Genomic DNA, 23,086 nt, shown 5'->3' with positions numbered 1-23,086 from the left:
AATTCCTGGAAATTCTTTGCGTATATTTAACATTTCAATAACATACTCCATCTTTTTCACACCTTCTCCTATAGAATATTATGAACAACAGTCAGAATACTTTCTGTCCTACTTATAAAATAGCAAGTAAAATACGTTATTTTTGATCTTAAATCTTTTGTTAACAGCCTTATTTTTTAATGCTTTAACTTTTAATGAACTTTGCACTTAAAAATACAATCATGACCATAAACTTAGATGCGGTGATTAACTACTGTTCGTTAGATAAAGCTAGCAATACTCTATTCACCTTCATAACACTGCGATTTATTTCTCCAACCTTCTTTTTTAAGTGCTTTTCATCTGTTTTAAAATTCTTCATAAAAATCAGAATATTTTTCTGTTTTTTAGTAAAAATTCTAAATTTTTTTAGAAAGAAAAGGAATAAGTGTTTGCTAAGCAAACCACTTATTCCTATCAAGTTCATTATGCTAATAAAGGTTGTTTTAAAAGTACTGTATCCACCATGCGAACATACAGGTTTACTCCGACGGAAATATACTCCCTTACGATGGAAAAAGCCAATTTTGCCCAAGATGAATTGATGCTTCAAAATCCTTATTTAGCAGGTTTATCAGGAACAGTGTACTCACCGTTTTTAATTTTATTTGTCCATTCTTTAACTAGTGCATCGATTTCTTCTTTGTTTTCAACTTCTTTGTTAATTTCAGCAAGTCCTACTCCATTCTCTTTTAGACCATATACAAGAGATTGTCCGCCAGGGAAATTGCCATCTTTCGCTGTTGTCGTAATATCCTGTACTGCTGTAGAAACACCTTTTAATGCAGATGTCAGCACAATATTATGATTTCCAACTGCCCCTTCAGGAGATTGATCAGAGTCTACTCCGATTACCCAAATGTATCTTGAAGGATCTTTTTCTTTTAATTCACGAGCTTCTGTAAATAACCCAGCTCCTGTTCCTCCAGAAGCATGGAATACTACATCAGCGCCTGAAGAATACATTTTATTGGCGATTGTTTTTCCGATTTCTGGTTTTGTGAAAGCACCAGCATATTGTACATCTACTTTTGCGTTTGGATTTGCAGCTTTCACACCATCAACAAAACCAGCTTCAAAATGCCCAATAATTTCATTTTCCATCCCGCCAATAAAACCGATCTTATTGGATTTTGTTGCTTTTCCTGCTGCAAGACCAGCTAAGAAAGCAGCTTCTTGTTCTTTAAATGTGATGCTTGCAACGTTGGGTTGCTTAACTACAGAATCCACAATAGCAAAATGAGCATCTTTTTGTTGTTTAGCAACTTCTTCTATCGAACCAGCCATCAAAAATCCGATTCCAAATATTAAATCTGTTTTTTGACGTACTAATGTATTTAAATTTGTAACCCAATCAGCATCTGATTCAGATTGTAAATAGTCGATGCCTTCCCCTTTTTCTAGACCATTTTCTTTACCGAATGCCTGCAAGCCTTCCCATGCAGATTGATTGAATGATTTATCATCTACACCACCAAGATCTGTAACCATTGCGACTTTAAATTCATCTTTATTTGATGATCCTTCATTATCTTTTTTTCCACAAGCCCCTAAAACAGTCCCAGCAGCAAGTACTAGAGACATCGCTAAACCAAATTTACGCATTTTCAATTTTTGTACCCCCTATTTTTTTATTGCAAGAATGCATTTACGATAGTTTCTCCGAATTATATTTATAAATTCGTTTCTACCTTAACACTTTAAAACTAGACGTACCAGCACTATAGTAATTTAACGAATACAGAATTGGTTCGTTTTCTTATTAAAGTATGATTAAACCTTAAAAATAAAATTGACAATAAAAGCTGCACTAATAATATACATAATCCAGTGTATCCCCCTGGTTTTCTCTGTAAATAATTTGATAAAGTGAACCTTTCCATCAGTGGGGGTTTTCTTCATCCCCACTGATGGTTAGTTGAACTTATCGGACCTTTACGGGCAGTTATCCCCCACCTAGCTTCTTCGATTCCTCAGCACCTTGAGGTGGGGGTCTTACTGCCCGTTAAGAGTGGGATAAAATGGATGGGTTGACAAAAATGATGCAGCTCATCGTCATAAAGGTTGTAATCCCAGCAAGAATTTCCGTTTTAACATTTGTTTTTCGTTTGCTTAAAAGAAAAAATTGATCCAACCAGCTTGGAGAAGAATTGGTTTTCGTTTGTTCTATCTCCAATTTTTTATGTAAAGACATGTGATCCTCCCACATTTTGTTCTTTACCTTATACTGCTTCTTCTAATTTTTTTCTCGATGTAGAAAGCAAGTAATTTAAGGACCTATATTTTTAATACAGTGATTTTAATCCTTATTCAAATTCATCTTAAAAGTGGTAGAAAAGCGAAAGCGCCCGATCATCGACTTACTTACTGTTAGCCGCTGGGCGCTGGATGAATAAATGATGCCTTTAGTAAGTTACTTCTTTTTTCTTTTTTACCTCACTGCCAAATGTTACTCCTAATTTGCCAAGCCATGTTCTATATGCAATGCTGACACGATCAGGAATAAGGTGAAGCTCTGCTTGTAAATCAAGCGGCAGTTCCTCTGGCTTTTGACTTTCTACAATAGCTGTATCTTGTTCAATAATAAGCTGTTGAAAATCAGTGAAGTATTGATCAGGTGTATCAAACGCATAGTTTCTGGAGACTAAAGCAAATACGGTTGATTTTCTTTCCTCTTGAGGAAGTACCGTAAATAACATGGCAAAAATTTCTCCATTTTCATAATTAACTTTTTTTAGCCGGGCAGCAGTAGGTGCTAAAATCTCAAACGTATAATGAAGGGTCGTATAATTTCCTGTACCATCAGCATCTGCATACACAGGAATTTCATCAGAGACATATCGATTTTCTTTCCAATGAACTTTGTAATCTGGTATCTCTGCATGGTTCGAATCACCAAGACTTCCCTCATGTACAAATGCTAAATGGCTTACATCTAAAAAGTTTTCCACTACACGAGGTGCAGCTGCATTAAATGTATGTGGGTTCGCAAACACAGTTTTAAAAGAAGGGTCAGAAAATTCAGCGTATTCAAAGAACGTATCTTTACTATCGGACTGATCTTTTATTAATTTCACCCAAATTAATCCGTATTTCTCCGTCGCCTGATATACTACTGCTTTTGCTTTTAATGGAATCGCTCTGCTTGCAGGCTGTTGAGGAATTTTTACACATTTTCCATCCGTTTCGTATTCCCATCCATGATATGGACAGACAAGACAATCATTTTCTACTTTACCTAATGATAAAGCAGCACCGCGATGTATGCACAAATCTTTAAAAACATTAATCCCTTTACTTGTTCGAAAAAGAACAATGCGCTCCTCTAAAAGTACAACTGGCATTGGTTTTTCCGTTAATTCATGTGAATAAGCAACTGGCTGCCAATTACTAGCTAATACTGGATCTTTAAACATCTCTTTCCCTCCATTGCGCGTTTTGTTTCTTACAATCTATATCAAATAATTATTATTCAAATTTCGATGCATCTCCGTCAAAGGATTCTTCTGCAACTTTAATCGAATCTGTTGGGCATCCCTCTTGTGCGTCAATTAAGTCATCTAATAAATCTTCTGATATTTCCACAGTGCCTGTATTGTTATCACTAAAAGCTTCGGCTAACCCTTCGTCATCATAGTCAAATATTTCTGGAGCAGCTGCCCCGCATGCACCACAAGCGATGCAAGTATCTTTATCTACAATTGTAAATGTACTCATTTTCATTCCCCCTCTTGCATAATTATGCAAATATAGATGTACTGTGCAGCGGTTGGACTCTTGCTTTTGGATCTAAATAAGATTTAGCATTATTAACAGCTGTTGGTGCTTCACCAAAACCGGTTGCAATCAATTTTACTTTTCCATCGAATGTACAAACATCTCCTGCAGCATAGACGCCAGGAATATTCGTTTCCATTCTAGAATTAACAACAATGGAGTTTTTCTCGATTTCTAATCCCCAATCTTTAATAGCGCCTAGTGAAGAAACGAATCCAAAGTTAACAATGACATCATCTACTTCAATAACTTCCTTCGTATTTTCTTTCACTTTTTCTAGAACAACTGAATTTATTTTATTCTCATTTCCAATAAATTCTACCGGTACATAAGGCGTTTTAATCATAACCTTTGAAGCGTTCAATTGTTCTACGCTGTGTTCATGCGCACGGAATTTGTCTCTGCGATGTACAAGAATGACTTCCTTTGCAATGGGTTCTAACATAAGAGCCCAATCAACAGCAGAGTCGCCTCCTCCACATACCATTACTTTTTTGTCCCGGAATTTCTCTAGATTATCAATGAAATAATGAAGATTTTCCTTTTCATATTTTTCTGCACCATCAAGTTCTATTTTTCTTGGATGAAATGCTCCGTTTCCAGCAGTGATAATGATTGTTTTTGTTAAATGCTCTTCTTTATCAGTAGTAAGCTTCAAAATGCCATCCGCCTGCACTTCTAAATCTTGAGCTACTTGCTCCAGACAAATGGTTTGTTCAAATTGCGCCATTTGCTGCTTTAAACCATCAATTAATTCCTGTGCTCGAATTTTTGGAAATCCAGCTATATCGTATATATATTTTTCTGGATATAAAGTGGAAAGCTGACCGCCGAGCTGCGGCAGACTTTCAATCACTTTAACAGAGGATTTTCTCATCCCTCCATAGAAGGAAGCAAAAAGACCAACAGGACCTCCTCCAATAATGGTAATATCATAAATATTTGTATCTTTTTTCATTTTATAAACCCCTTCTATTCTTTCGTTGTCCTTTAACTCTCTCTATTTTATTTATTAAATTAACTAGTATAAACGTCTCCCAATCCTAGTTTTTTAAGAATTTTACGGTAGCCAATGGATGTTTTATCTGCCATAATGTGTGCTTCCATTTGCAGATCAAGCGGCAAATCTTCCGGCTTTTGGTTTTCAACCATTTCTCTGTCTTCCATAAAAACTTCAAGGTTGAAAGCATATACATCTTCAATTGGCGATTCTTTATCAAAGTTTCTAGCAATTGGTACAAATAAACGTGTTTCTCTTGCAGAAATAGGGCATGCTGCATTCATAATCCACAGTTCTCCGTTATCAGGAAAATAAACCTTTAAAGTTGCTGTAAATGGTGGATAAACATCAAATACACGCAGCCATTCAAAATCCTTTGGAGCCCTGTCCTGTGCACCTTTTGGATAATTGCTTACAGAACTTAAGTATTCAACATGCAGACCATATTCTGTATTGTCCACTTGGTATCTTGGAACAATTGGATTATTTCGATCCCCAAATGTACTTGTGTGAACCCAGGCAAAATGTGCTACATCTAAAAACCCTTCCATTTGTCGCCCTGCAGAACCATTAATATCAAAATTTGGGCAGACGATTTGCTGGAAGCTAGAATCGTTCCAAGCTTCAAAATATGGAATATTGTCTATTTCTCCCGTTAACGATGTCCAAACTAATCCAAATCGTTCTACTACTGGGAAAACTGCCATACATAAACGAGGATTGATTTTCGCGTCTGGATGTGCTGGTATCGATGTACATTCACCAGATGCAGCATATCTGAATCCGTGATAAGGGCAAACAATTTCTTCCTCTTCTACCCACCCCATGCTAAGAGGTGTTCCTCGATGGACACATAGATCACGAGCTACTACAATTTTGGTCTTTGTACGGTATACAACTAAGTTCACATCAAGCAGCTTCACCGCTAATGGCTTCTCTGTAACCTCGGTGCTTTGTGCTACAGGAAAATAATATTTGCTTAAAACCGTCCAATCTTCCAAACTAAATGTGCAATCTCGTGGATATTCTGCTGCTTTTCGATTATTTTTTGCTGTTGTGTTTTCAGTCATATTATTTCTTCCTTTCTTTCATTAAGGTTTCATTTTCTTTGAATAACAAAAAAGTAAATTAATATAAAGTGCTCCTTCTATCAGTGGGGGTTTTACTGCCCGTTAAGAGTGGGATAAACGGATCGTTTAATGAATAAAAAAGAGCCGTGAAAATAGAAGAGTTAAAACTCGAACTCCCATTTCCACGGCTCTTCTTTTCTGTAAACAGAAATTAAGCATCCGTTGCTTATTTATAATCAGTTGCAGAAAAAACGTTATAACGAGTTCTCTGCAGCTATTATTAATCGGTTATTAAATTTTCAAAACAGATGACAGTGCATGAACTTCCAATATCTGGTTCATAATCTCTAAATAGAGAAGTCACTTTTAAATCTAGTTCCTGTTCTAACTTTTCTTTTAATATTTGTTTGTATTTTACTGATACTGCAGCATCCATTGATAAAACCAATCCAGCATATTCTTCGCCTAAAGCATCCAAGGCTGGCATACGTTTTGTACTTGCAATAATCAGAACTTTATTTCCCATTATTTCAATCTTCTGATTATGAACACCTGTATTAAATATTTCTTGGTTTGTTTCATTGAAAATAGCTGCTAATTGCTTTTTAAAATTGCGATTCATTTTTAATTCACCTTGTTTCGTTGTTTTTATACTACTAGAATAGGAGAAACCAGTCTACCATTTTGTTAGATTTTCTTACATAGTTTTTTGAAATTATTTGAATATTTTTATTATAGGTCTATCTATTTTATAACAGATTTTCATCATAAAGAAGCCGCAATTGTTTTTAACTAACGATTACGGCTTCTGTTTTTTTATTTTATTTTTATACTTGCTGGGAGTTGGTTTTTGGACCGAAGAATATCAATAATAGCCCACAAGCTAGCCAACAGCCGCCAATAAATAAGAACACACTGACATAGCCTAGATTTATTGCGATAGATCCTACAAGCAGCGATCCAAAGATATTAGAAAAACGACCTAGTCCATATGCTAGTCCACTTCCTGAGGATCTGTATGCGGTTGGATATGGCTCCGATGTATAAGCATATAAATTTGAAGTAAAGACACGCTCTGTAATATTTACGATAAATCCAAAGATAATGATCATTAATGGAAGGAATGTCATTCCATATAATAAACCTGCTCCTGCAGTTAAAAAGGCACTAAAGGCTAATATTGATTTTCTTTGGAATTTTTCCGAAATCAATGAACCGATAAGTGCACCGAGTGGGGCACCGATAGAATGGAGCACATTATACCAAAGGGTTTTTTCCATGGTTACTCCCTGGCTTTTTAATAAACTTGGAACCCAAGAGGCAAAACCATAAAATCCAAATGTTTCAAATATCCATACTAAAGAAAGAACTACCGTTATTTTTAAGTTTTTGCCTTTGAATAAATCTAAATAACTGCCTTTCTGTATCGTTTGAACAGCCTGTCCCATTTTTGGAACCGGTAATATTCCTTTTTCGCTTTCCACCTGTTTTTCGATTCTAGTCATAATAGAGTCTGCAATGTCATATTCTCCACGATTTTCATGCCAACGAGGTGATTCCTCTATTCCTTTTATAAAAAGAAAATAGATAATACCTACTGCTCCCCAAATAAATACAAGTCTCCATCCCCATTCTCCTAGAGGAATTACATAGGCAGAGACAATATTTGTTATCGGAATGCCAATCAGTCCGATCATAGCACAAAAGGATATATACTTTCCTCGAACATTTGATGGGAAGAATTCCGCCAAGTAGCTATTTGTCACAATCATAGCTGCCGCAACACCAACACCTGTGAAAAACCGAAAGAACATTAAAGATGGAATGTCCCAGGCAAAAGCGTTTAAAGCCGATGACAATGAAAACAATAATACAAACCAGGATAAAGCTTTTTTCCTCCCAATCCGATCAGCTAATCTTCCACCAAATGACGCCCCTAAAAACATTCCGAGAAAAGAAATAGCCGTAATATGAGAAATGGTTTTCAAATCTACTCCCCAATGGTCGATTAAGGCTGGTGCAACATTGCTTAATGTAAATAGATCTGCCAAATCGAAAAAGTAGACGATGCCAAGTGCCATTAATATTCGATAATGCACCTTTGAAATTGGCAGTCGATCTAAACGATTCGCTACGTTTGAAAATTTACCCTGATAGGTTTTATCTTTATTTGTCTTTATTTTTTTTTCCATTAAATTATTCCCCCTGACTTCAACAAATAATCATCTCCAATAAAAATCTGGCAATATATACGATTTCTTAGCTTCTGATAAAATTAAAATTTTCATCTTTGCAAACTATTACATACTCAAAATAAGTAATAGAAGAGGAAATCTATAAATTTTATAAGTATTCCCATAACCATCATTCATCTTTATCTACAAATATCTACAAAATCAAACAGTTTTGAGTTTAACATTCCCTTCTACTTTTGTCTAGTCCATGCAGGTATGTATTGTTGCTATTAAAAAGAAACAGCAAGCGTAAGAAGGCAAAAATCACATGCCTTTTTCCTACCCTTACTGTTTCTATTTAATAATTTTCATCCTTCATTTGCCACTACTTTTGCATTTACTTTATAGGATTTAACATCCTGTTCTCTTTGCATAGATGCGGCAATTTTCTTTTTGTAAAAACTAATAATACTTGATGTAAAAGCAATCGAAATAATAGAAATAATTCCCTTTACCAATCCCATAAAATATATTCCTGAAATAACAACGATACAATCAAAAACAAAATTTGTTTTACCAGGATTCCATTTACATTTTTTCTGTAAAAATAACGCCAGTATATTGGACCCACCAAGTGATGCTTTATTCAAAAAGAGGATGGATAATCCAAATCCATTTATGATTCCTCCAATAACAGCACCTGCTAATGGTGTAATAGAAAAAGCAGGAAGCAATTGATCTACACTTGTTATCAAGGATAAAGCGGTAACGGCAAAGATAGTTGACACGGTAAATTTCCATCCCATTTGAATAAAAGAAAAGATATAGAAAGGAATATTCACAAGAAAAAACAAATAAGTAAATGGTAAATTAACTATATAAGAAAAACTTAAAGAAAGACCTACCGTTCCTCCGGTAATTAAATGGGAATGCCTTAAAATAAGCACTCCTATACTTAAAACAAAACATCCGAGCAGAATACTTGCTATTTTTTTCATCATCTATTGCTCCTTCTTGACATTCATTAATTTAAAATTATCTTCAATGCTTGGATAAACTCCTCATTTTCTTCCTGGCTTCCAATTGAAACACGAATCGTATCGTCATATCCAAGCAAATGTCCAGAACGAATGATGATTCCTTGTTTTAATAATCCTTCAAAAATTTCTTTTCCAGGCTGATTTAATTTAATCATTAAGAAATTAGCATGTGATGGAAAATACTCTAGTCCCATTTTGCTTAGCTCTGTTTGCAAATATACTTTACCTAATTGATTTTGATTCGCACAATATTTCACAAATGCATCGTCTTCTAAGGATGCGACTGCTGCGGCTTGGGCTAATCGATTCGTATTAAAAGCATCCTTTACTTTGACTAATTCTTCAATAATAGAAGGCTGCATGATTCCATAGCCGATTCTTAAAGATGCTAATCCGTATATTTTCGAAAAAGTACGAAGTATAACTAAATTCGGGTGTGCTTCTAAATATGGAATGGTTTCTAAATATTCTTCATCATTTACATATTCGTAATAGGCTTCATCAATAATCAGTAAAATATGCTTGGGCACTTTACTCATAAATGCTTCCAGTTTGGCTTTTTCAATAATAGTCCCTGTTGGGTTATTAGGATTGCAGATCACAATCATTTTTGTTTTATCTGTTATTGCTTTATACATGGAGTCTAAATCATGAACACCATCTATTAATGGAACTAACACTGGGCTTCCGCCTTCTATTAATACATTGGTTTCATATCGGGGAAATGTAACATCTGGCATAATAACTTCATCATTTTCGGCAATATAGCTTCTTGTTAACAAGCGAATAATTTCATCTGAACCATTTCCGATAATGATATTTTCCTTTTTTGTATCCAGCTTCACAGCTAATTTTTCTGCCAAAGCTGGTGCCATCCCTTCCGGATAATAAGCAGTCTGGTCCATTTCAGCAAGCATTGCTTTCTTTGCTAATTGGGAATAGCCATATGGATTTTCGTTGGAAGCTAATTTTATTATTCTTGTTAACCCAAGCTCTCGCTGCACCTCTTCAATCGGCTTGCCGGCAACATACGCACTAATATTTTTAAGATTTTTTCTTGCTGGTATTTTTGTCGTCATTTTTATTCTCCATTCTTTGATTCAGTTTCTTTCATTAATAATAGAAGATAATTTCGAAATTTTGTATGCAATAATGTACATATTGACTCTAATTTAAATACGATTTGTATAAATAAAAAATCAATTATATACATTTTGTATCAATTGAGTTTCATATATCTCCTTTCCATCTATTTTTATTGGCAAAACGGCAAAAAAGCGGGTCAGCATATTGCTTTGACTCGCTTCAGGCTGTCGACAAACGGTCGCTTTCTTCGTTGTTCGCCTTACTCGGATGCTCATTACCCAACCACGGTAACTCCGCTCCTCCCAAGGCTTCACTCCTCAAAAGACAACCGCTTTCGATCAGCCTGAGGTTTCTGCAAAAATGAGTTTGTCTACACACAGAAGCGAGTCAGCATATTTGCTTTGACTCGCTTTTTTATCAGTTCTATTTAAAGTTACGATCTTTTAATTTATTTTTTCAAAGGTGTGATATTTCGATATTTCACAGCTGAGCGAAGCACAATGGAAGTATTGACGTTTCCATATGGAATGAGTCTGTCAACAAGCATTTGTATTCCTTCCATTCCCCCTACAGCTGCTTTTAAAAAATGAGAAACATAGCCTGTCATACGGTGGCATTCTAATATATCTTCATCGTCTTTTATAAACTGTTCGAACTCCTGCGGCGATGTTTTCAATTCACTCATTTGAATAAACAATAACGTATCTCTTCCAACCTCTTTCGGTGAAATAACAGCAGTGTATCGTTCGATTATTCCCTTTTCTTGCAGGCGAAACAGCCTCTCATAAATACTTGGACGACTTAAAGACAGGTGTTTAGATAAATCACTAATCGTCATTCGCCCATCCTCCTGAAGCAACTTTATCAGCTTCTGATCAATGGTATCCATATAATGCCCTCTTCCCAATTATTGTTGTTTGTTTTGACCATCTCTCTAATGCTCCCTCGGAATGGTAATGCTAACCGTTGTTCCTTTATTAAGTTCACTTTGAATATGGAGCTTTCCTTTATGATGCTTAATTATTTTTTTTATCACCATAAAACCTAGCCCCGTACCCGTTGTCTTGGTCGTATAAAAAGGGGAGCCTAGTTTTTTGATTTGAGTCGGAGCCATTCCCTTTCCGTCATCTTCAATTTGAATGACAGTATTTCTATCCTTATCTAAAAATGTCCGTACAGAAATAACTCCGCCAAATGGAGTAGCTTCCATGCTATTTTTAAACAAATTCATAAATACTTGCTTCAATTGATTTCCATCACAATAATTAATAATTTCCTCATGGTTAAATACTTTTTTAATCACAATATTATTCATATTAGCACTTGCTTTAAACAAAGAGATCGTCTCGTCCAAAATTTGATGTAAATCCTTATATTCATAATTCAACACATGTGGCTTCGAGAGAATGAGAAATTCTCCCACAATAAAGTTAATGCGGTCTAATTCTGACATTATTAATTGATAATGAGACTCGTCTTTAAATTCCTTTTCTAAATATTGAATAAATCCACGAATAGTCGTAAGCGGATTTCGTATTTCATGTGCAACACTTGCTGCCATTTGCCCAACAGCGGTTAATTTCTCTGAATTCAATAATAGTTGTTCTGTCCGTTTTCGCTCCGTAAAATCACGAAACTGCGCAAAGGCTCCCACCAGCATTCCATTTTCTTCAAACATAGGAAAACAATCCAATAAAAATATAAGGGTCTGACCATCTTCTTTGCGAAAGAAGGAAATTTCAATATCTGTATAAGGCTGTTTATTCGTTAAAACATCTTGCAGATATTCTCCAAAATAGTCCAAATGACGAATATTTAAACCAATTACTTCTTCTTTTTTTACCTTAGTTACAAACTCTGCATAAGGGTTAAAACCAATTAGCTTTCCATCCTGGTCCGATATCAAAATGCCGTTTCTTGTTGTATCCATTATCATTTGATTTAATCGGTCTAATTGGTGATTTTGCCTTATTAATGCAATCTCTCTTTCAATAGACTGATTGACAGTGGAGAGAAGTGTTAACAATAATGGATTCGCACTTTTTTTGTCCGTCATGATGGAAATGGTTCCAAGCACCTTTTCCTCATCCCAATCCATTATCGGAACACTATAACAGGCAATACCATGAAGATATTCATGAAAATGCTGGCTGCCGACTATTTCAATTTCTTTTTTATATTTTAAAGTCAACGATATTGCATCAATGCCACAGTTCTCTTCTGTAAAACGAACGCCTTCTACAATACCCATATTTCCAGCTGCTGCTTTACTTCTTTCGTCACCCTGCATTTTTAATAAATATCCTTCTGCATCACATACACTTGCAACAATGGAAATATCTTTTAATGATAATAAAAACTTATCCAAAAAATAAATCACAATTTCTAAAATATCAGCATATTGCTTGTGTTTTCGGTATAATTCCTCACTCGTTAATTTTTCCGAAAATACAGTATATCCGGTTGAAATCAACCCTCTTTGTTTACATTTTGTTTTCAATTCTTCAAAATTAATTACTTCGCCGTTCATATCTTTTTAAACTCCAAAATATTTTTCTTCTTTATGACTGTTTATTATAACACAGAAAGACTAAGATATTTTTAGAACATCCAATATATCCGAAAGAAGATTAATTAAACAAGTAGGATAAATTTTCAATATTTTAACTATTTTTAGATAAATCATGGTATTATTATAGTGTAATATTACATTATTTTAAATTGGTTATCATAAATTTGGAGGGAAATCATGAATAAATACAGACGAAGAAATACACCAGCTTTTACCATATTAGCCTATTTTACTTTTTTCGCTGGAGTGGCACTGTTTTGCATCGGTCTTTATAACGCAGATAGTTTAGAGCTGAATGAAAAAGGATATTACATTGCTGTAATGATATTAGTGGCGGTCGGTGCCATTCTGACACAAAAAGTAACAAGAGATAATGCAGAAGATAATGAAATTTTAGCTGAACAAGAACGAAAATATAATCAATCTAAAGCGGATTAATCAACACTAGTGTTATATCCAGACGACATGAAGGGAGCGGCTCTTTCTTATATGTTCAGAGAAGCGAATGAAAGATGCTATTATCTACATTACATATAATATAGGCGCAGCTTCTCCCCCACCCCTTTCAAAAAAAAAACAGTATTCCGCTTAAAGACCAGCGACTACCGTTTTAATGGACTCATGTAAAATATTTATCATTTTATCTACCTCTTCTTTGGTAATAATTAAAGGCGGAGCTAAGACAACCGTATCACTATCATTATAGGTCACACTACGACAAATCAGCCCATTTTTAGCTGCTTCAGCGACCACTTTAGGTGCTGTCTTTTCGGCGAAACGCTTCTTTGTTTTTACATCGATATATAGTTCAAATCCTCCTAACAAACCAATTGCCCTTATACCTCCAACTTGATTTAGATTTTCTTCCAACTTTTTAAACCCTTTTATGAGTTCTAATCCCATTAATTGGCTGTTTTCCACTAATTTTTCTTTTTCGATAATCTCTAAGTTTTTATTTGCGATATGACAGCCAACAGGATGACCGCTGTATGTAAAACCATGAAATAAAGTTCCGGATGATTTGTCCTTAAACACTTGAAAAACTTCTTCTGAAATAAGGACGCCTCCAAGTGGAAAATATCCGCTTGTAATTCCTTTAGCAAACGTTAAAATATCAGGAACAACATTCCAGTTTTCGACCCCAAACATTTTCCCTGTTCTTCCAAATCCTGTTATCACTTCATCTGCAATCCATAAAATACTATAATGATCACAAACAGCGCGGACTTCTTTTAAATAGTCATCAGGTGGAATGAACATGCCGCCTGCACCCATTACTGGTTCTGCAATAAATGCCGCAATATTTTCAGGTCCTTCTTGTTCGATTGCCTCTTTTAATGCTTCGACGGAATCTGAATCCACATGGATAAAATCTGGTGCGAGGGAATTAGTTACTTGATGAAATTCAGGGATTCCTGTTGCACTTGTAGCTCCTGTTGCAACTCCATGATACGCTTTTTTTCTTGATATAATTTTCTTCCGCTCTGGTTTTCCCTGCAAAATCCAATAATAACGAGCCAATTTAAACGCACTATCATTTGCTTCTGAGCCGCCTGAAGTAAAAAAAACGGTATTAAGACTGCCTGGCGCCATATTGGCAAGCTTTTCAGCAAGAAGGATGGCAGGTTCATGGCTGAAGGTCGAAAAAGTAGAGCTAAAACTTAATTTATTCATTTGCTCCATTGCTGCAATCCCCAATTCTTTTCTGCCGTAGCCAATTGCTACATTCCAAAGAGAGGACATTCCTTCTATATACTCCTTCCCTTCTATATCCTTTACATATATACCATGGCCTTCTTCAAAAATAATGGCAGGACCATATTGCTGCTGCTGCTGAACAGAAGATGTTGGATGAAGAAAGTGTTTTTTATCGAGTGCTTCCAGCTGCTGCTTTTTCTGGTTTGTCATTCTTTTCCCTCCTTTTATTGCTTTGCAGAGTTTCTTCTATAACAAATTTTCCCGCCAATTATCGTCATTTCAATGTTTGCATTTTTTATTTCATTAGGATTGTATGCAAAAAAACCAGCTGGTAATACTGTCATATCCCCTAATTTGCCAATTTCTATTGACCCTTTGTTCGCTTCATCAAAAGAAGCTCTAGCAGCATAAAGAGTATACATTTTTATTGCTTCCTCTAAACTAACCGAGTTTTCCTTCGATAAAATATTTCCATTTGCTGTTTCTCTACAAACTGCCGCATATATTCCAAGCAGCGGCGAACAAGGCGTAATCGGAAAATCAGAACTTCCCGTCGGCAACAGTCCCTCGTCCAGCATCTTTCTTGCGGCAAAAACATTCTCGATCATTGATGGATTCAAGTTTTTCTTATAAACATCGCCGGCTTGATAAACCAATCCAGGCTGTAAAACTGGAATAATATCTAATTCCTTCATTTTCTTGCGCAATGCTTTATTTGTCACCATTGCATGCTCAATCCGATGACGATGGTCTTTGCGCTGATTTCTATTTAATGCTTTTTCATACGTTTTTATTACTTGCTCTACAGCTCGATCACCAATTGCATGAATTGCCACCTGGTAGCCATTTTGATGTGCAGTCAACACTTTAACCTCTAATTCTTCATCCGTAAACATCAGCATGCCATTTTGGTCGGACGAATGATTATATGGCAAAGAAATAGCTGCTGTTTTCCCGCTTATCGTTCCATCCGCAAACAATTTAATTGATCCAATTTTCAAATTATTATTTCCGGATAAAGGGGTCAAACCACTATCTAATGCTTCTTCAAAAAACTTTTCTAAAATCATGGCATATATGCGGATAGGGATTTGGTTCTCTGCCATCATTTCTTTCAGTATATAATACTCTTCCAATGAATCGGAGAAAAAACCAAGACCAGCTTCATGTACACTTGTAATTCCATGTGCTAAGTTATGCTCCATAACTAGTGTTATAGCTTTCTTCATCTGGTCCTTTGTATATGGCGGCATTACTTTTTTTGCAAGATTCATTGCTTCCTCTTTTAATATACCAGTCGGTTCTCCTTTATGATTTCGAACAATCTCACCATTTTTGACTGTAGTCGATTCTGTAATTCGGGCAAGCTTTAATACCGTTTCATTTACAACTGCTGTATGGGCACAATAGCGGGTGATAAAGATTGGATTATTTATTTCTTGGAAGTCAACAGCATTTGGCTCTCTCCCTTCTTTTAAATTTGCTTCATCATAGCCCCAGCCAATGATCCATTCATTTAAATCAGATTCTTTCGCCCTTTGACTAATTACTTGTACCATCTCTTGAATGGAGGATTGGTTGCAATGGACGTATAGCAAATTAAATCCACTATTAAATAAATGCTGATGTGCATCAATGAAACCTGGAAGTACAACCTTTCCTTCTAAGTCAACCACTTCCGTTTCCGAACCTGCCAAATCTACTATTTCTTCATTTGTGCCTAATGCAACGATACGCTCCTTTTTTATCGCAATGGCTTCGTATCTATTTTTCTGCTCATCCATTGCAGCAATCTCCCCATTAAAAAAAATAATATCTGCAGCCATTTACTCGCCTTCTTCCTATTAAAATTAAAAATTACATATGGAGTGAGCGAATTCCTACCAATTCTATGACTTCCATATAAATCCAACAACAGTTCCTATTAGTATACTATATGTTTCTTTTAAAAAAATAATATTTAGTCTTAAAAAAGAAAGAAGAACATGCTATTAGCAGATAGTGTTGAATCTTTCTCTTTAATAAGGAAATAATTGTGCAACTACTATTCAAAAATGTTAAAAACCAACTTGATAGTAATAACAAGTTGGTTTTTATATTTGATAAGTTCTATATTTTCATTAACTTTAAAAGTCATTTAGGACTTTTAAGATTTATTTGCAAATCTCCAACGGCATCCTAAACAATAACGGACCTGTTATTTTCCTTTTTCGGAATCAATAGCTTTTATAAGCTCCTTCACTGCTTTTTTCACAACACCTTTGGTATCATCTTTATATTCTTCTGCTACTCCACGGATTTCTATAGTATGGATATCAGTAGACTGACATATATATAGAAAACCTTTTAATACTCTAGCACGATGTTTTCCATTCCAAACATGCAGAGATTCCTTTAAGTATAGAAAAGCTTCTTGCCCCTCCATCTCCCCTGCTTTTGCGTAATTGCATAATGTTTCAATGGCATAATCTCTTACAATCGTACTTTTATCTGTGTGGATTAAATCCTGCAGCTTTGGCAATAGAGGCGTGATTTTTGATGGGATATATCCAGCAATCAATGCGATCGCATGCATTGCTTCCCAGCGAACTTTTGTTTTTTTATGAGATAGTAATTCAATAAGGAGATCAGAAAAAGGAAGAAGCAATTTTGGCTGTTTTTCTGCTGTCATTGTTAATACTTCTGCACAGTCGCCAGCAAGTGCTGCATTTTTTGAAGCAAGTCCTTCTCCAATAATCGTTAACAAACTAGGGTTTTCCAAACATTCTTGTGCAGCTTTTCGATTGCCTTCTTCCGTTTTTTCGCCTATTTGGGATGATAATTTCATAAGAATTGTCATCTTCTTTCCCTCCTATATGCATAAAGCCGCAATTTCCAAAGAAAAAGCGGCTTCACTATTTCACTTTACCCAATTATCCGAAAGAAATTACCTTCCTTGATAGCATTAAGCTTCGTTTTCTGCTGTATTGCTATCAGGAGACACTGCTTTTTTAACAAATAACGCGATAATAAATGCAAGGACGCATATACTTAATGCAAACCAATAAGCATGATGAACACCATATGTCATCGCATCATCAAAAACCTGCTGTGTTTTCTGACCGTTGTATTCATCTAGAAAATGCTGGCTTCTTCCTGTTAAAATGCTGACAAAAATCGAAACACCCAATGCGCCTGAAATCGGCTGCAAAGTATTGGAAATAGCTGTTCCATGCGGATATAAATGCTTCGGCAACTCATTTAAAGCATTCGTTTGCGATGGCATCATAATAGCTGAAATGGAGAACATCAACAGGATATACACAAGAATAAACGCCCACATCGGTACAGAAGGATTTATTCTGCTGTAGAAAATCATAACACCGATTATAACGAAAGCACCTGGTACCATTAACTTTCTTGGTCCATACTTGTCAAAAAGCATTCCCATAACAGGGGACATTAATCCATTTAAAAGGGCGCCTGGCAAAAGAATCAATCCAGCCATCTTTGCTGTGTACCCTAAAGGACCTTGAAGATACAACGGCATAATAATTTCGGATGCAAACATTGCCATAATAACAATTACAAACATAATGACACCTAATGTGTAGTTTTTATACTTAAAAACTCGAACATCCAATAACGGCTGATCCATCTTTAATTGTCGAAGTACAAATAATAGTAAACTTATTGCTCCGATTAAAATGCAGGTTAAAACCTCAGCAGAGAGTAAACCACTTTTATGTTCTCCCGCACTGCTGAAGCCATAGACTAAGCCGCCAATTCCAATTGTGGATAGAATAATCGACAAAATATCCACCTTAGGTTTTGTAACTTCCCCAACATTTTGCAAATACTTTAATGCAAAAAGAATAGAAAACAATACAAATGGAATGACAGATAAAAATAACCAGCGCCACCCTAAAGTATCTACAATTACTCCCGATAACGTCGGACCAATTGCCGGTGCAAACATAATAACCAACCCAAAAGTACCCATAATTTTGCCGCGGACTTCAGGCGGATACAATAATAGCAATGCATTCATAATAACTGGTATTAATAGCCCTGTTCCAACTGCCTGAATCATTCGGCCCGTTAGAAGCATCGGAAAATTAACTGAACATCCTGCTATTATCGTTCCAATTAAAAATATGGTCATGACCCCAATAAACATATGTCTAGTTGTAAACGATTGAATCAATAGTGCAGACACCGGCATCAATACTCCCATTACCAGCATAAAGCCAGTTGCAAGCCATTGAACAGTAGGTGTATTCACTTGAAAAACATTTTTTAATTCCGTGAGCGCTATATTGAGCAGTGTTTCATTTAAAATCGCAAAAAAAGCACCTATCATAAACGTAATTAATATAGCTTTTGAATTTATTTTCACTTCCATCTTTTCCCTCCACCATCTTCTTCCCTATTTATCCTTCGATTATTTTACGAAGAGACAAGAATCCTTATTTCCGCTTATTTTACCAAACAAAAGTTCGCATTACAATCAACTGGAGAAAAATTTACCAATATCAATCATATATTTATTAATTCCTGTTTTTCAATACAAAAAGCTCAAGTTTATAAAAAGATCAATCTCTTTTCATAACTTTGAGCTTTTGTTCCCTATTGATTATAAAGTAAACTTCCATCAGTGGGGGTTTTCCCTCATCCCCCACTGATGGTTAGTTGCACTTATCGGACCTTTACGGGCGAGTTTCAACACCTTGCTTCCTCAATTTCTGGCTATCTGAGATGGGGGTCTTACTGCCCGTTACGTGTGGGATAAATCAGATATTTTCTGCGCTTCACTTGAATCTTTTTGCTGGTCAAAAATCCCATCTCGATATTTCTCTCCCCAATCTTTCATTTGCTGAATTATCGGGATAAGACTTTTTCCAAAATCAGTTAATGAATATTCTACTTTTGGCGGCACTTGATGATATACTTCCCGATGAACGATGCCATCTTTCTCTAACTCCCTGAGCTGCAATGTCAACATTCGCTGAGTAATATTTGGACTGATTCTTCGAAATTCATTAAAACGTTTTTTCCCATCAATCAGATGATAAAGTATTACCCCTTTCCATTTACCACCGATGATACCTAGAGTCAATTCAACCGGGCAGCCTTCACTTGATAGACAAGTTCCATGAACCTCTTTACGATCATTCAAAATGTAAAGCCTCCAATCTGTCCGTTTCTTCTTACTTTACCATAAACGATGATAATGGAAAATGGATAGACATTTCTATATTGTACAGCTCATTATTTACTCGACCCACTGAATTACTTGGTCTTTTGTTTGTCTTGTTTTATCTCTTGGTTCCTTTACCCGGAAACCAAATGCAACCATGCAAGAAATGCCGAACTGGTCCTTATCCAATAAACCTTCTTCTTCTAACTCCTTTTCTACCTTATCTTTGTCAAACCCTTCAATCGGACATGAGTCGATTCCGATTTGTGCAGCAGCAGTCATCATATTTCCTAATGCAATATATGTTTGTCTGCATCCCCATTCAAACATAGCACGCTCATTTCCAAACAAATCAAAATCTTCTTTTAAAAACTTGTCATACATACTGCCTTTTCCTTTAACAACCTCTTCTGGCAGTTGTTGAACTTTCTCCATCATACGAACAATATGTTCTGAGTCAGCTACCAATTCCTTTGGTGTTCTTGACAAAACAATCACAAAATGGCTGGATGTTGGTAATTGCTTTTGTGCTCCCCAAGAAACAGGCAGCAGTTTTTCTCTTATACGCTGATCTTGCAGGACAATAAATTTCCAAGGTTCAAATCCAAAAGAGCTTGGAGATAATCTTCCCGTTTCTAAAATAAACTCCATATCCTCTTTGCTGATTTTTTTATTTGGATCAAATTCTTTTGTAGCGTGTCTATACATGTATGCATCTAAAATCTCTTCTTTTTTCATTGCCATCAGTAGCACATCCTTTTTTTAATATATTAGCTGAAAATCAACTTAAACAAAGTATACTCCATGGACAACAATTGTATAAGTACGCACATTTTTTATAGGTAGTATCGTTTTTTATACTATCCTTTTATCTTCTTGGCTACCCTGAAAAATAGGGTTCCACAGGTTGAATACACTTCGCTTTGCTCCTGCTTTCTTCTCGTCTGTCCCGCTTTCTAAGCAGGAGTCTTCGTGTATTCAACCTGCTCTGTGCTATAAATAGTGGAAGCTACTTCTTTTCATCCCCCATGGTGCGAATTTTATTAGCATGGAGGTCTCTGTTAAATTTTATTGTTGATTTTTGAATGGTCAGGGAAGCTACTCGCTTTCCGCGGACGAACCGGCAAGCCTTCTCACTCGTACCCGTCAGAGCTGAGGTCTTGCCAGCCCGTTTTTTAAGCTGGAGTCTCGCAGATTCCCTTCCCCAAAACAACATGATCGTTTAACAGAGCCATCTTCTCAAAAAAATGCAACCGCTATCAATTATTAGGCATATGAATTCTTCCCAAAAGTTTTAAATTTATTAGAGAAAAGGACTTTAATTTTTATAAATATTGTCGAAAATAAAATGGATACTATTTTTATGGCTTATCTAAAATATAACCATTCATTCAAGATGCAATAAAACAAAAGGAGAAAAATTAATGGGGAAATTTAAAAAAAGGAAATCTACTGTTCGATTAAGCACCAAACTTTATATGGCATTTGCACTTATTCTTATCGTTCCTACCATTATTGTTGGGCTTTTATCCTATAATAGTGCAGCAAAACAATTAAATGATAGTTTATTAAATAGTGCGAAAGAAAATGTGAAACTATTAAACTCCAATATCAATAATACATTTTCACCTAAATTACACGATGTTAATTATTTTGCAGGAAAAATTACTGCTGATATGTATGGGGATGGAAGTGAATCATCTCCTACCATTACAAAATTCAACCAATATATTGATCTGCATCCTGAAGTCCAGGCAATTTACGTTGGTACCAAGAATGGGAAGACACTTAGCTATCCAAACCTCAATCTTCCTGACGATTATGATCCAAGAGATCGTCCATGGTATCAAGTAGCTGAACAAAAAAAGGGCCAGGTTGTGGTAACCAGCCCTTATAAAGATGCCAGTACAAATGAAATGGTTGTAACTATAACAAAGTTGTTGGAGGATGAATCTGGAGTCATCGCCATTGATATTAGTATTAAAAATTTGGAATCTACAGCAGAAGAAGTGAAGATCGGAACAAACGGCTATGCTTTTTTACTTGATTCTCAGCAAAACTATATTGTAAGTCCAAATGAAAAAGCTGGCTCAAAAGCGAAAGAAGATTTTTTCCAAAAGCTTTATGCAGCTAAATCAGGGAAACTTCATTATATGTTTAAAGGAAATGAAAAAGTAATGTATTTTTCCACCAATGAGCAAACAGGCTGGAAGGTCGGGGGAACGATGTACGTTTCTGAAGTAGAAGATGCTTCTAAGCCTATCATGAAAACGACGATATTGGTGATAGTGGCTTCTATTATTTTAGGAGCTATTATAGTCATTGCGATCGTACTATCCATCGTGAAAAGATTGAAAGTTCTACAAAGCAAAGCAAAAACGATTAGCGCTGGCGATTTAACCGAAACAATTGAAATCCGGGCACAGGATGAAATTGGCAGCCTGGCAGCTTCTTTTCAAGAGATGCAAGCAGGTTTAAGAAATACATTAAAAATGATTGAGCAGCACTCCCTGCAAGTAGGCTCTTCCGCTGAAGAACTGAATGCAAGCTCTTCGCAAACAAGTGAAGCAACAGAACAAGTGGCTGCAGCTATTCAAGATGTTGCAAGCAGTGCGGAAAAACAAACAATAGAATTAGAAAAAAACAATGCTTTCATTGAAAGGATCGCAAAAGGAAGTTCTGCCATCGCAGACAATACACATGAAGTGGCTGAATTAACAAAGAATACAACAAAAATGGCGGAAGATGGAGAAAAAGCTGTTTTAGAAACAGTAGATCAAATGAGTTTAATTCACAATTCTGTATTAGACTCGAATGAGATGATTCGTTCTTTATCCGATCGTTCGAAAGAAATTGGCTCCATATTAGGTGTCATTACTAATATTTCTGAACAAACGAATCTATTGGCACTTAATGCTGCAATTGAAGCAGCAAGAGCTGGTGAAGCAGGCAGGGGATTTGCTATTGTTGCAGATGAAGTAAGGAAGTTAGCGGAACAGTCTCAAGACTCCGCAAAAAAAATCGAACAATTAATTAAAGACATTCATAAAGATACGGAAAATACCGTACAAATGATGTCGACGGTAGTAGACAATGTAAAGGACGGTTTAATTGTTTCAAACGATGCAATCCTAAAATTCACACAAATTTTATCTAGCATGCAAGAAATCTCGCCTAAGATCGAAACGGTTTCTTCTACGATTCAGCAAATGGCCGGTGGCATTCAAGAGGTAGAAGCAACATCAAATACTATATCAGATATTGCCAAAAATAATGCTGCGTCATCAGAAGAAGTTGCTGCTTCGACAGAAGAACAACTGGCATCAATGGAAGAAATTTCGGCATTTGCCCAAACTCTTTCTTCTATGGCCGAGGAATTGCAATATCTAGTAAAACAGTTTAAATTTTAATATATACTTATAATAAAATGCACGGGAAGCTTACTTTCCGT

19 protein-coding genes and 1 pseudogene are annotated in these 23,086 nt (G+C 35.8%); 2 read left to right on the top strand and 18 right to left on the bottom strand.

What is annotated here, in order from left to right; translation table 11 throughout:
- Positions 1-597 precede the first annotated feature (597 nt).
- The 12 genes and pseudogenes from ACTYBU_RS16605 to ACTYBU_RS16550 form a co-directional block, all read right to left on the bottom strand.
- Positions 598-1,650, bottom strand: coding sequence for a BMP family lipoprotein (locus ACTYBU_RS16605; protein ID WP_445491427.1), 1,053 nt, complete (start codon positions 1,648-1,650; stop codon positions 598-600).
- A gap of 403 nt (positions 1,651-2,053) precedes the next feature.
- Positions 2,054-2,233: pseudogene (locus ACTYBU_RS16600) on the bottom strand (NCS2 family permease); the annotation flags it as partial.
- Between the two features lie 211 nt (positions 2,234-2,444).
- Positions 2,445-3,455, bottom strand: a complete 1,011-nt coding sequence (locus ACTYBU_RS16595) for an aromatic ring-hydroxylating dioxygenase subunit alpha (protein ID WP_445491425.1) — start codon at positions 3,453-3,455, stop codon at positions 2,445-2,447.
- Between the two features lie 52 nt (positions 3,456-3,507).
- Positions 3,508-3,756, bottom strand: coding sequence for a ferredoxin (locus ACTYBU_RS16590; protein WP_445491424.1), 249 nt, complete (start codon positions 3,754-3,756; stop codon positions 3,508-3,510).
- Between the two features lie 22 nt (positions 3,757-3,778).
- Positions 3,779-4,774 carry an NAD(P)/FAD-dependent oxidoreductase gene (locus ACTYBU_RS16585; protein ID WP_445491422.1) on the bottom strand — a complete coding sequence of 332 codons (996 nt, stop codon included), beginning with the start codon at positions 4,772-4,774 and terminating at the stop codon, positions 3,779-3,781.
- A gap of 59 nt (positions 4,775-4,833) precedes the next feature.
- Entirely contained in the window at positions 4,834-5,886 is a 1,053-nt protein-coding gene (locus tag ACTYBU_RS16580; RefSeq protein WP_445491421.1) for a Rieske 2Fe-2S domain-containing protein, read from the bottom strand.
- A gap of 280 nt (positions 5,887-6,166) precedes the next feature.
- Positions 6,167-6,508, bottom strand: coding sequence for a Na-translocating system protein MpsC family protein (locus ACTYBU_RS16575; protein ID WP_445491420.1), 342 nt, complete (start codon positions 6,506-6,508; stop codon positions 6,167-6,169).
- Positions 6,509-6,713: 205 nt separating this feature from the next.
- Entirely contained in the window at positions 6,714-8,078 is a 1,365-nt protein-coding gene (locus ACTYBU_RS16570; RefSeq protein WP_445491418.1) for an MFS transporter, read from the bottom strand.
- A 350-nt stretch (positions 8,079-8,428) separates the two neighbouring features.
- A complete protein-coding gene (locus tag ACTYBU_RS16565) occupies positions 8,429-9,061 on the bottom strand; it encodes a YitT family protein (protein WP_445491416.1) in 633 nt (210 codons plus the stop codon).
- Between the two features lie 23 nt (positions 9,062-9,084).
- Positions 9,085-10,179, bottom strand: a complete 1,095-nt coding sequence (gene hisC, locus ACTYBU_RS16560) for a histidinol-phosphate transaminase (RefSeq protein WP_445491415.1) — start codon at positions 10,177-10,179, stop codon at positions 9,085-9,087.
- Positions 10,180-10,634: 455 nt separating this feature from the next.
- Complete coding sequence (locus ACTYBU_RS16555) at positions 10,635-11,075, bottom strand: Lrp/AsnC family transcriptional regulator (RefSeq protein ID WP_445491413.1); 441 nt, start codon at positions 11,073-11,075, stop codon at positions 10,635-10,637.
- 45 nt (positions 11,076-11,120) lie between these two features.
- The gene (locus ACTYBU_RS16550) at positions 11,121-12,716 is read right to left on the bottom strand and encodes an ATP-binding protein (protein ID WP_445491412.1); all 1,596 of its coding nucleotides are present in this window, start codon (positions 12,714-12,716) and stop codon (positions 11,121-11,123) included.
- 219 nt (positions 12,717-12,935) lie between these two features.
- On the opposite strand from ACTYBU_RS16550, the gene ACTYBU_RS16545 reads away from it, so the two are divergent.
- Positions 12,936-13,196: a YiaA/YiaB family inner membrane protein gene (locus ACTYBU_RS16545; protein WP_445491411.1), complete on the top strand. Its 261-nt coding sequence runs from the start codon at positions 12,936-12,938 to the stop codon at positions 13,194-13,196.
- 150 nt (positions 13,197-13,346) lie between these two features.
- Here the strand turns inward: ACTYBU_RS16545 and ACTYBU_RS16540 are convergent, their stop codons facing one another.
- The 6 genes from ACTYBU_RS16540 to ACTYBU_RS16515 all read right to left on the bottom strand — a co-directional run bounded on the left by ACTYBU_RS16540 (position 13,347) and on the right by ACTYBU_RS16515 (position 20,373).
- Entirely contained in the window at positions 13,347-14,666 is a 1,320-nt protein-coding gene (locus ACTYBU_RS16540; RefSeq protein WP_445491409.1) for an aminotransferase family protein, read from the bottom strand.
- 14 nt (positions 14,667-14,680) lie between these two features.
- On the bottom strand, positions 14,681-16,282 hold the full coding sequence (locus tag ACTYBU_RS16535; protein ID WP_445491407.1) for an amidohydrolase: 1,602 nt from the start codon (positions 16,280-16,282) through the stop codon (positions 14,681-14,683).
- Positions 16,283-16,653: 371 nt separating this feature from the next.
- Positions 16,654-17,295, bottom strand: a complete 642-nt coding sequence (locus ACTYBU_RS16530) for a HEAT repeat domain-containing protein (RefSeq protein WP_445491406.1) — start codon at positions 17,293-17,295, stop codon at positions 16,654-16,656.
- Positions 17,296-17,400: 105 nt separating this feature from the next.
- The gene (locus ACTYBU_RS16525; protein ID WP_445491405.1) at positions 17,401-18,840 is read right to left on the bottom strand and encodes an MDR family MFS transporter; all 1,440 of its coding nucleotides are present in this window, start codon (positions 18,838-18,840) and stop codon (positions 17,401-17,403) included.
- A 372-nt stretch (positions 18,841-19,212) separates the two neighbouring features.
- Positions 19,213-19,614 (bottom strand): winged helix-turn-helix transcriptional regulator, encoded by a 402-nt coding sequence (locus tag ACTYBU_RS16520; protein ID WP_445491403.1) that lies wholly within the window; start codon positions 19,612-19,614, stop codon positions 19,213-19,215.
- Between the two features lie 96 nt (positions 19,615-19,710).
- A complete protein-coding gene (locus tag ACTYBU_RS16515; RefSeq protein ID WP_445491445.1) occupies positions 19,711-20,373 on the bottom strand; it encodes an NAD(P)H-dependent oxidoreductase in 663 nt (220 codons plus the stop codon).
- A gap of 686 nt (positions 20,374-21,059) precedes the next feature.
- Here ACTYBU_RS16515 and ACTYBU_RS16510 point away from each other — a divergent pair.
- Positions 21,060-23,045, top strand: coding sequence for a methyl-accepting chemotaxis protein (locus ACTYBU_RS16510; RefSeq protein ID WP_445491401.1), 1,986 nt, complete (start codon positions 21,060-21,062; stop codon positions 23,043-23,045).
- Positions 23,046-23,086 lie beyond the last annotated feature (41 nt).

This window comes from Niallia sp. 03133 (genome assembly GCF_052663225.1).
The sequence above is the reverse complement of the archived record's forward strand: the minus strand, read 5'-3'. Positions and strand labels throughout refer to the sequence as shown.

Bases quoted from the DNA above. Each gene is read 5' to 3' on its own strand.
- ACTYBU_RS16595 (WP_445491425.1), bottom strand. From the start codon at position 3,455: ATGTTTAAAGATCCAGTATTAGCTAGTAATTGGCAGCCAGTTGCTTAT.
- ACTYBU_RS16590 (WP_445491424.1), bottom strand. From the start codon at position 3,756: ATGAGTACATTTACAATTGTAGATAAAGATACTTGCATCGCTTGTGGT.
- ACTYBU_RS16585 (WP_445491422.1), bottom strand. From the start codon at position 4,774: ATGAAAAAAGATACAAATATTTATGATATTACCATTATTGGAGGAGGT.
- ACTYBU_RS16580 (WP_445491421.1), bottom strand. From the start codon at position 5,886: ATGACTGAAAACACAACAGCAAAAAATAATCGAAAAGCAGCAGAATAT.
- ACTYBU_RS16575 (WP_445491420.1), bottom strand. From the start codon at position 6,508: ATGAATCGCAATTTTAAAAAGCAATTAGCAGCTATTTTCAATGAAACA.
- ACTYBU_RS16570 (WP_445491418.1), bottom strand. From the start codon at position 8,078: ATGGAAAAAAAAATAAAGACAAATAAAGATAAAACCTATCAGGGTAAA.
- ACTYBU_RS16565 (WP_445491416.1), bottom strand. From the start codon at position 9,061: ATGATGAAAAAAATAGCAAGTATTCTGCTCGGATGTTTTGTTTTAAGT.
- hisC (WP_445491415.1), bottom strand. From the start codon at position 10,179: ATGACGACAAAAATACCAGCAAGAAAAAATCTTAAAAATATTAGTGCG.
- ACTYBU_RS16555 (WP_445491413.1), bottom strand. From the start codon at position 11,075: ATGGATACCATTGATCAGAAGCTGATAAAGTTGCTTCAGGAGGATGGG.
- ACTYBU_RS16550 (WP_445491412.1), bottom strand. From the start codon at position 12,716: ATGAACGGCGAAGTAATTAATTTTGAAGAATTGAAAACAAAATGTAAA.
- ACTYBU_RS16545 (WP_445491411.1), top strand. From the start codon at position 12,936: ATGAATAAATACAGACGAAGAAATACACCAGCTTTTACCATATTAGCC.
- ACTYBU_RS16540 (WP_445491409.1), bottom strand. From the start codon at position 14,666: ATGACAAACCAGAAAAAGCAGCAGCTGGAAGCACTCGATAAAAAACAC.
- ACTYBU_RS16535 (WP_445491407.1), bottom strand. From the start codon at position 16,282: ATGGCTGCAGATATTATTTTTTTTAATGGGGAGATTGCTGCAATGGAT.
- ACTYBU_RS16530 (WP_445491406.1), bottom strand. From the start codon at position 17,295: ATGACAATTCTTATGAAATTATCATCCCAAATAGGCGAAAAAACGGAA.
- ACTYBU_RS16525 (WP_445491405.1), bottom strand. From the start codon at position 18,840: ATGGAAGTGAAAATAAATTCAAAAGCTATATTAATTACGTTTATGATA.
- ACTYBU_RS16515 (WP_445491445.1), bottom strand. From the start codon at position 20,373: ATGAAAAAAGAAGAGATTTTAGATGCATACATGTATAGACACGCTACA.
- ACTYBU_RS16510 (WP_445491401.1), top strand. From the start codon at position 21,060: ATGGGGAAATTTAAAAAAAGGAAATCTACTGTTCGATTAAGCACCAAA.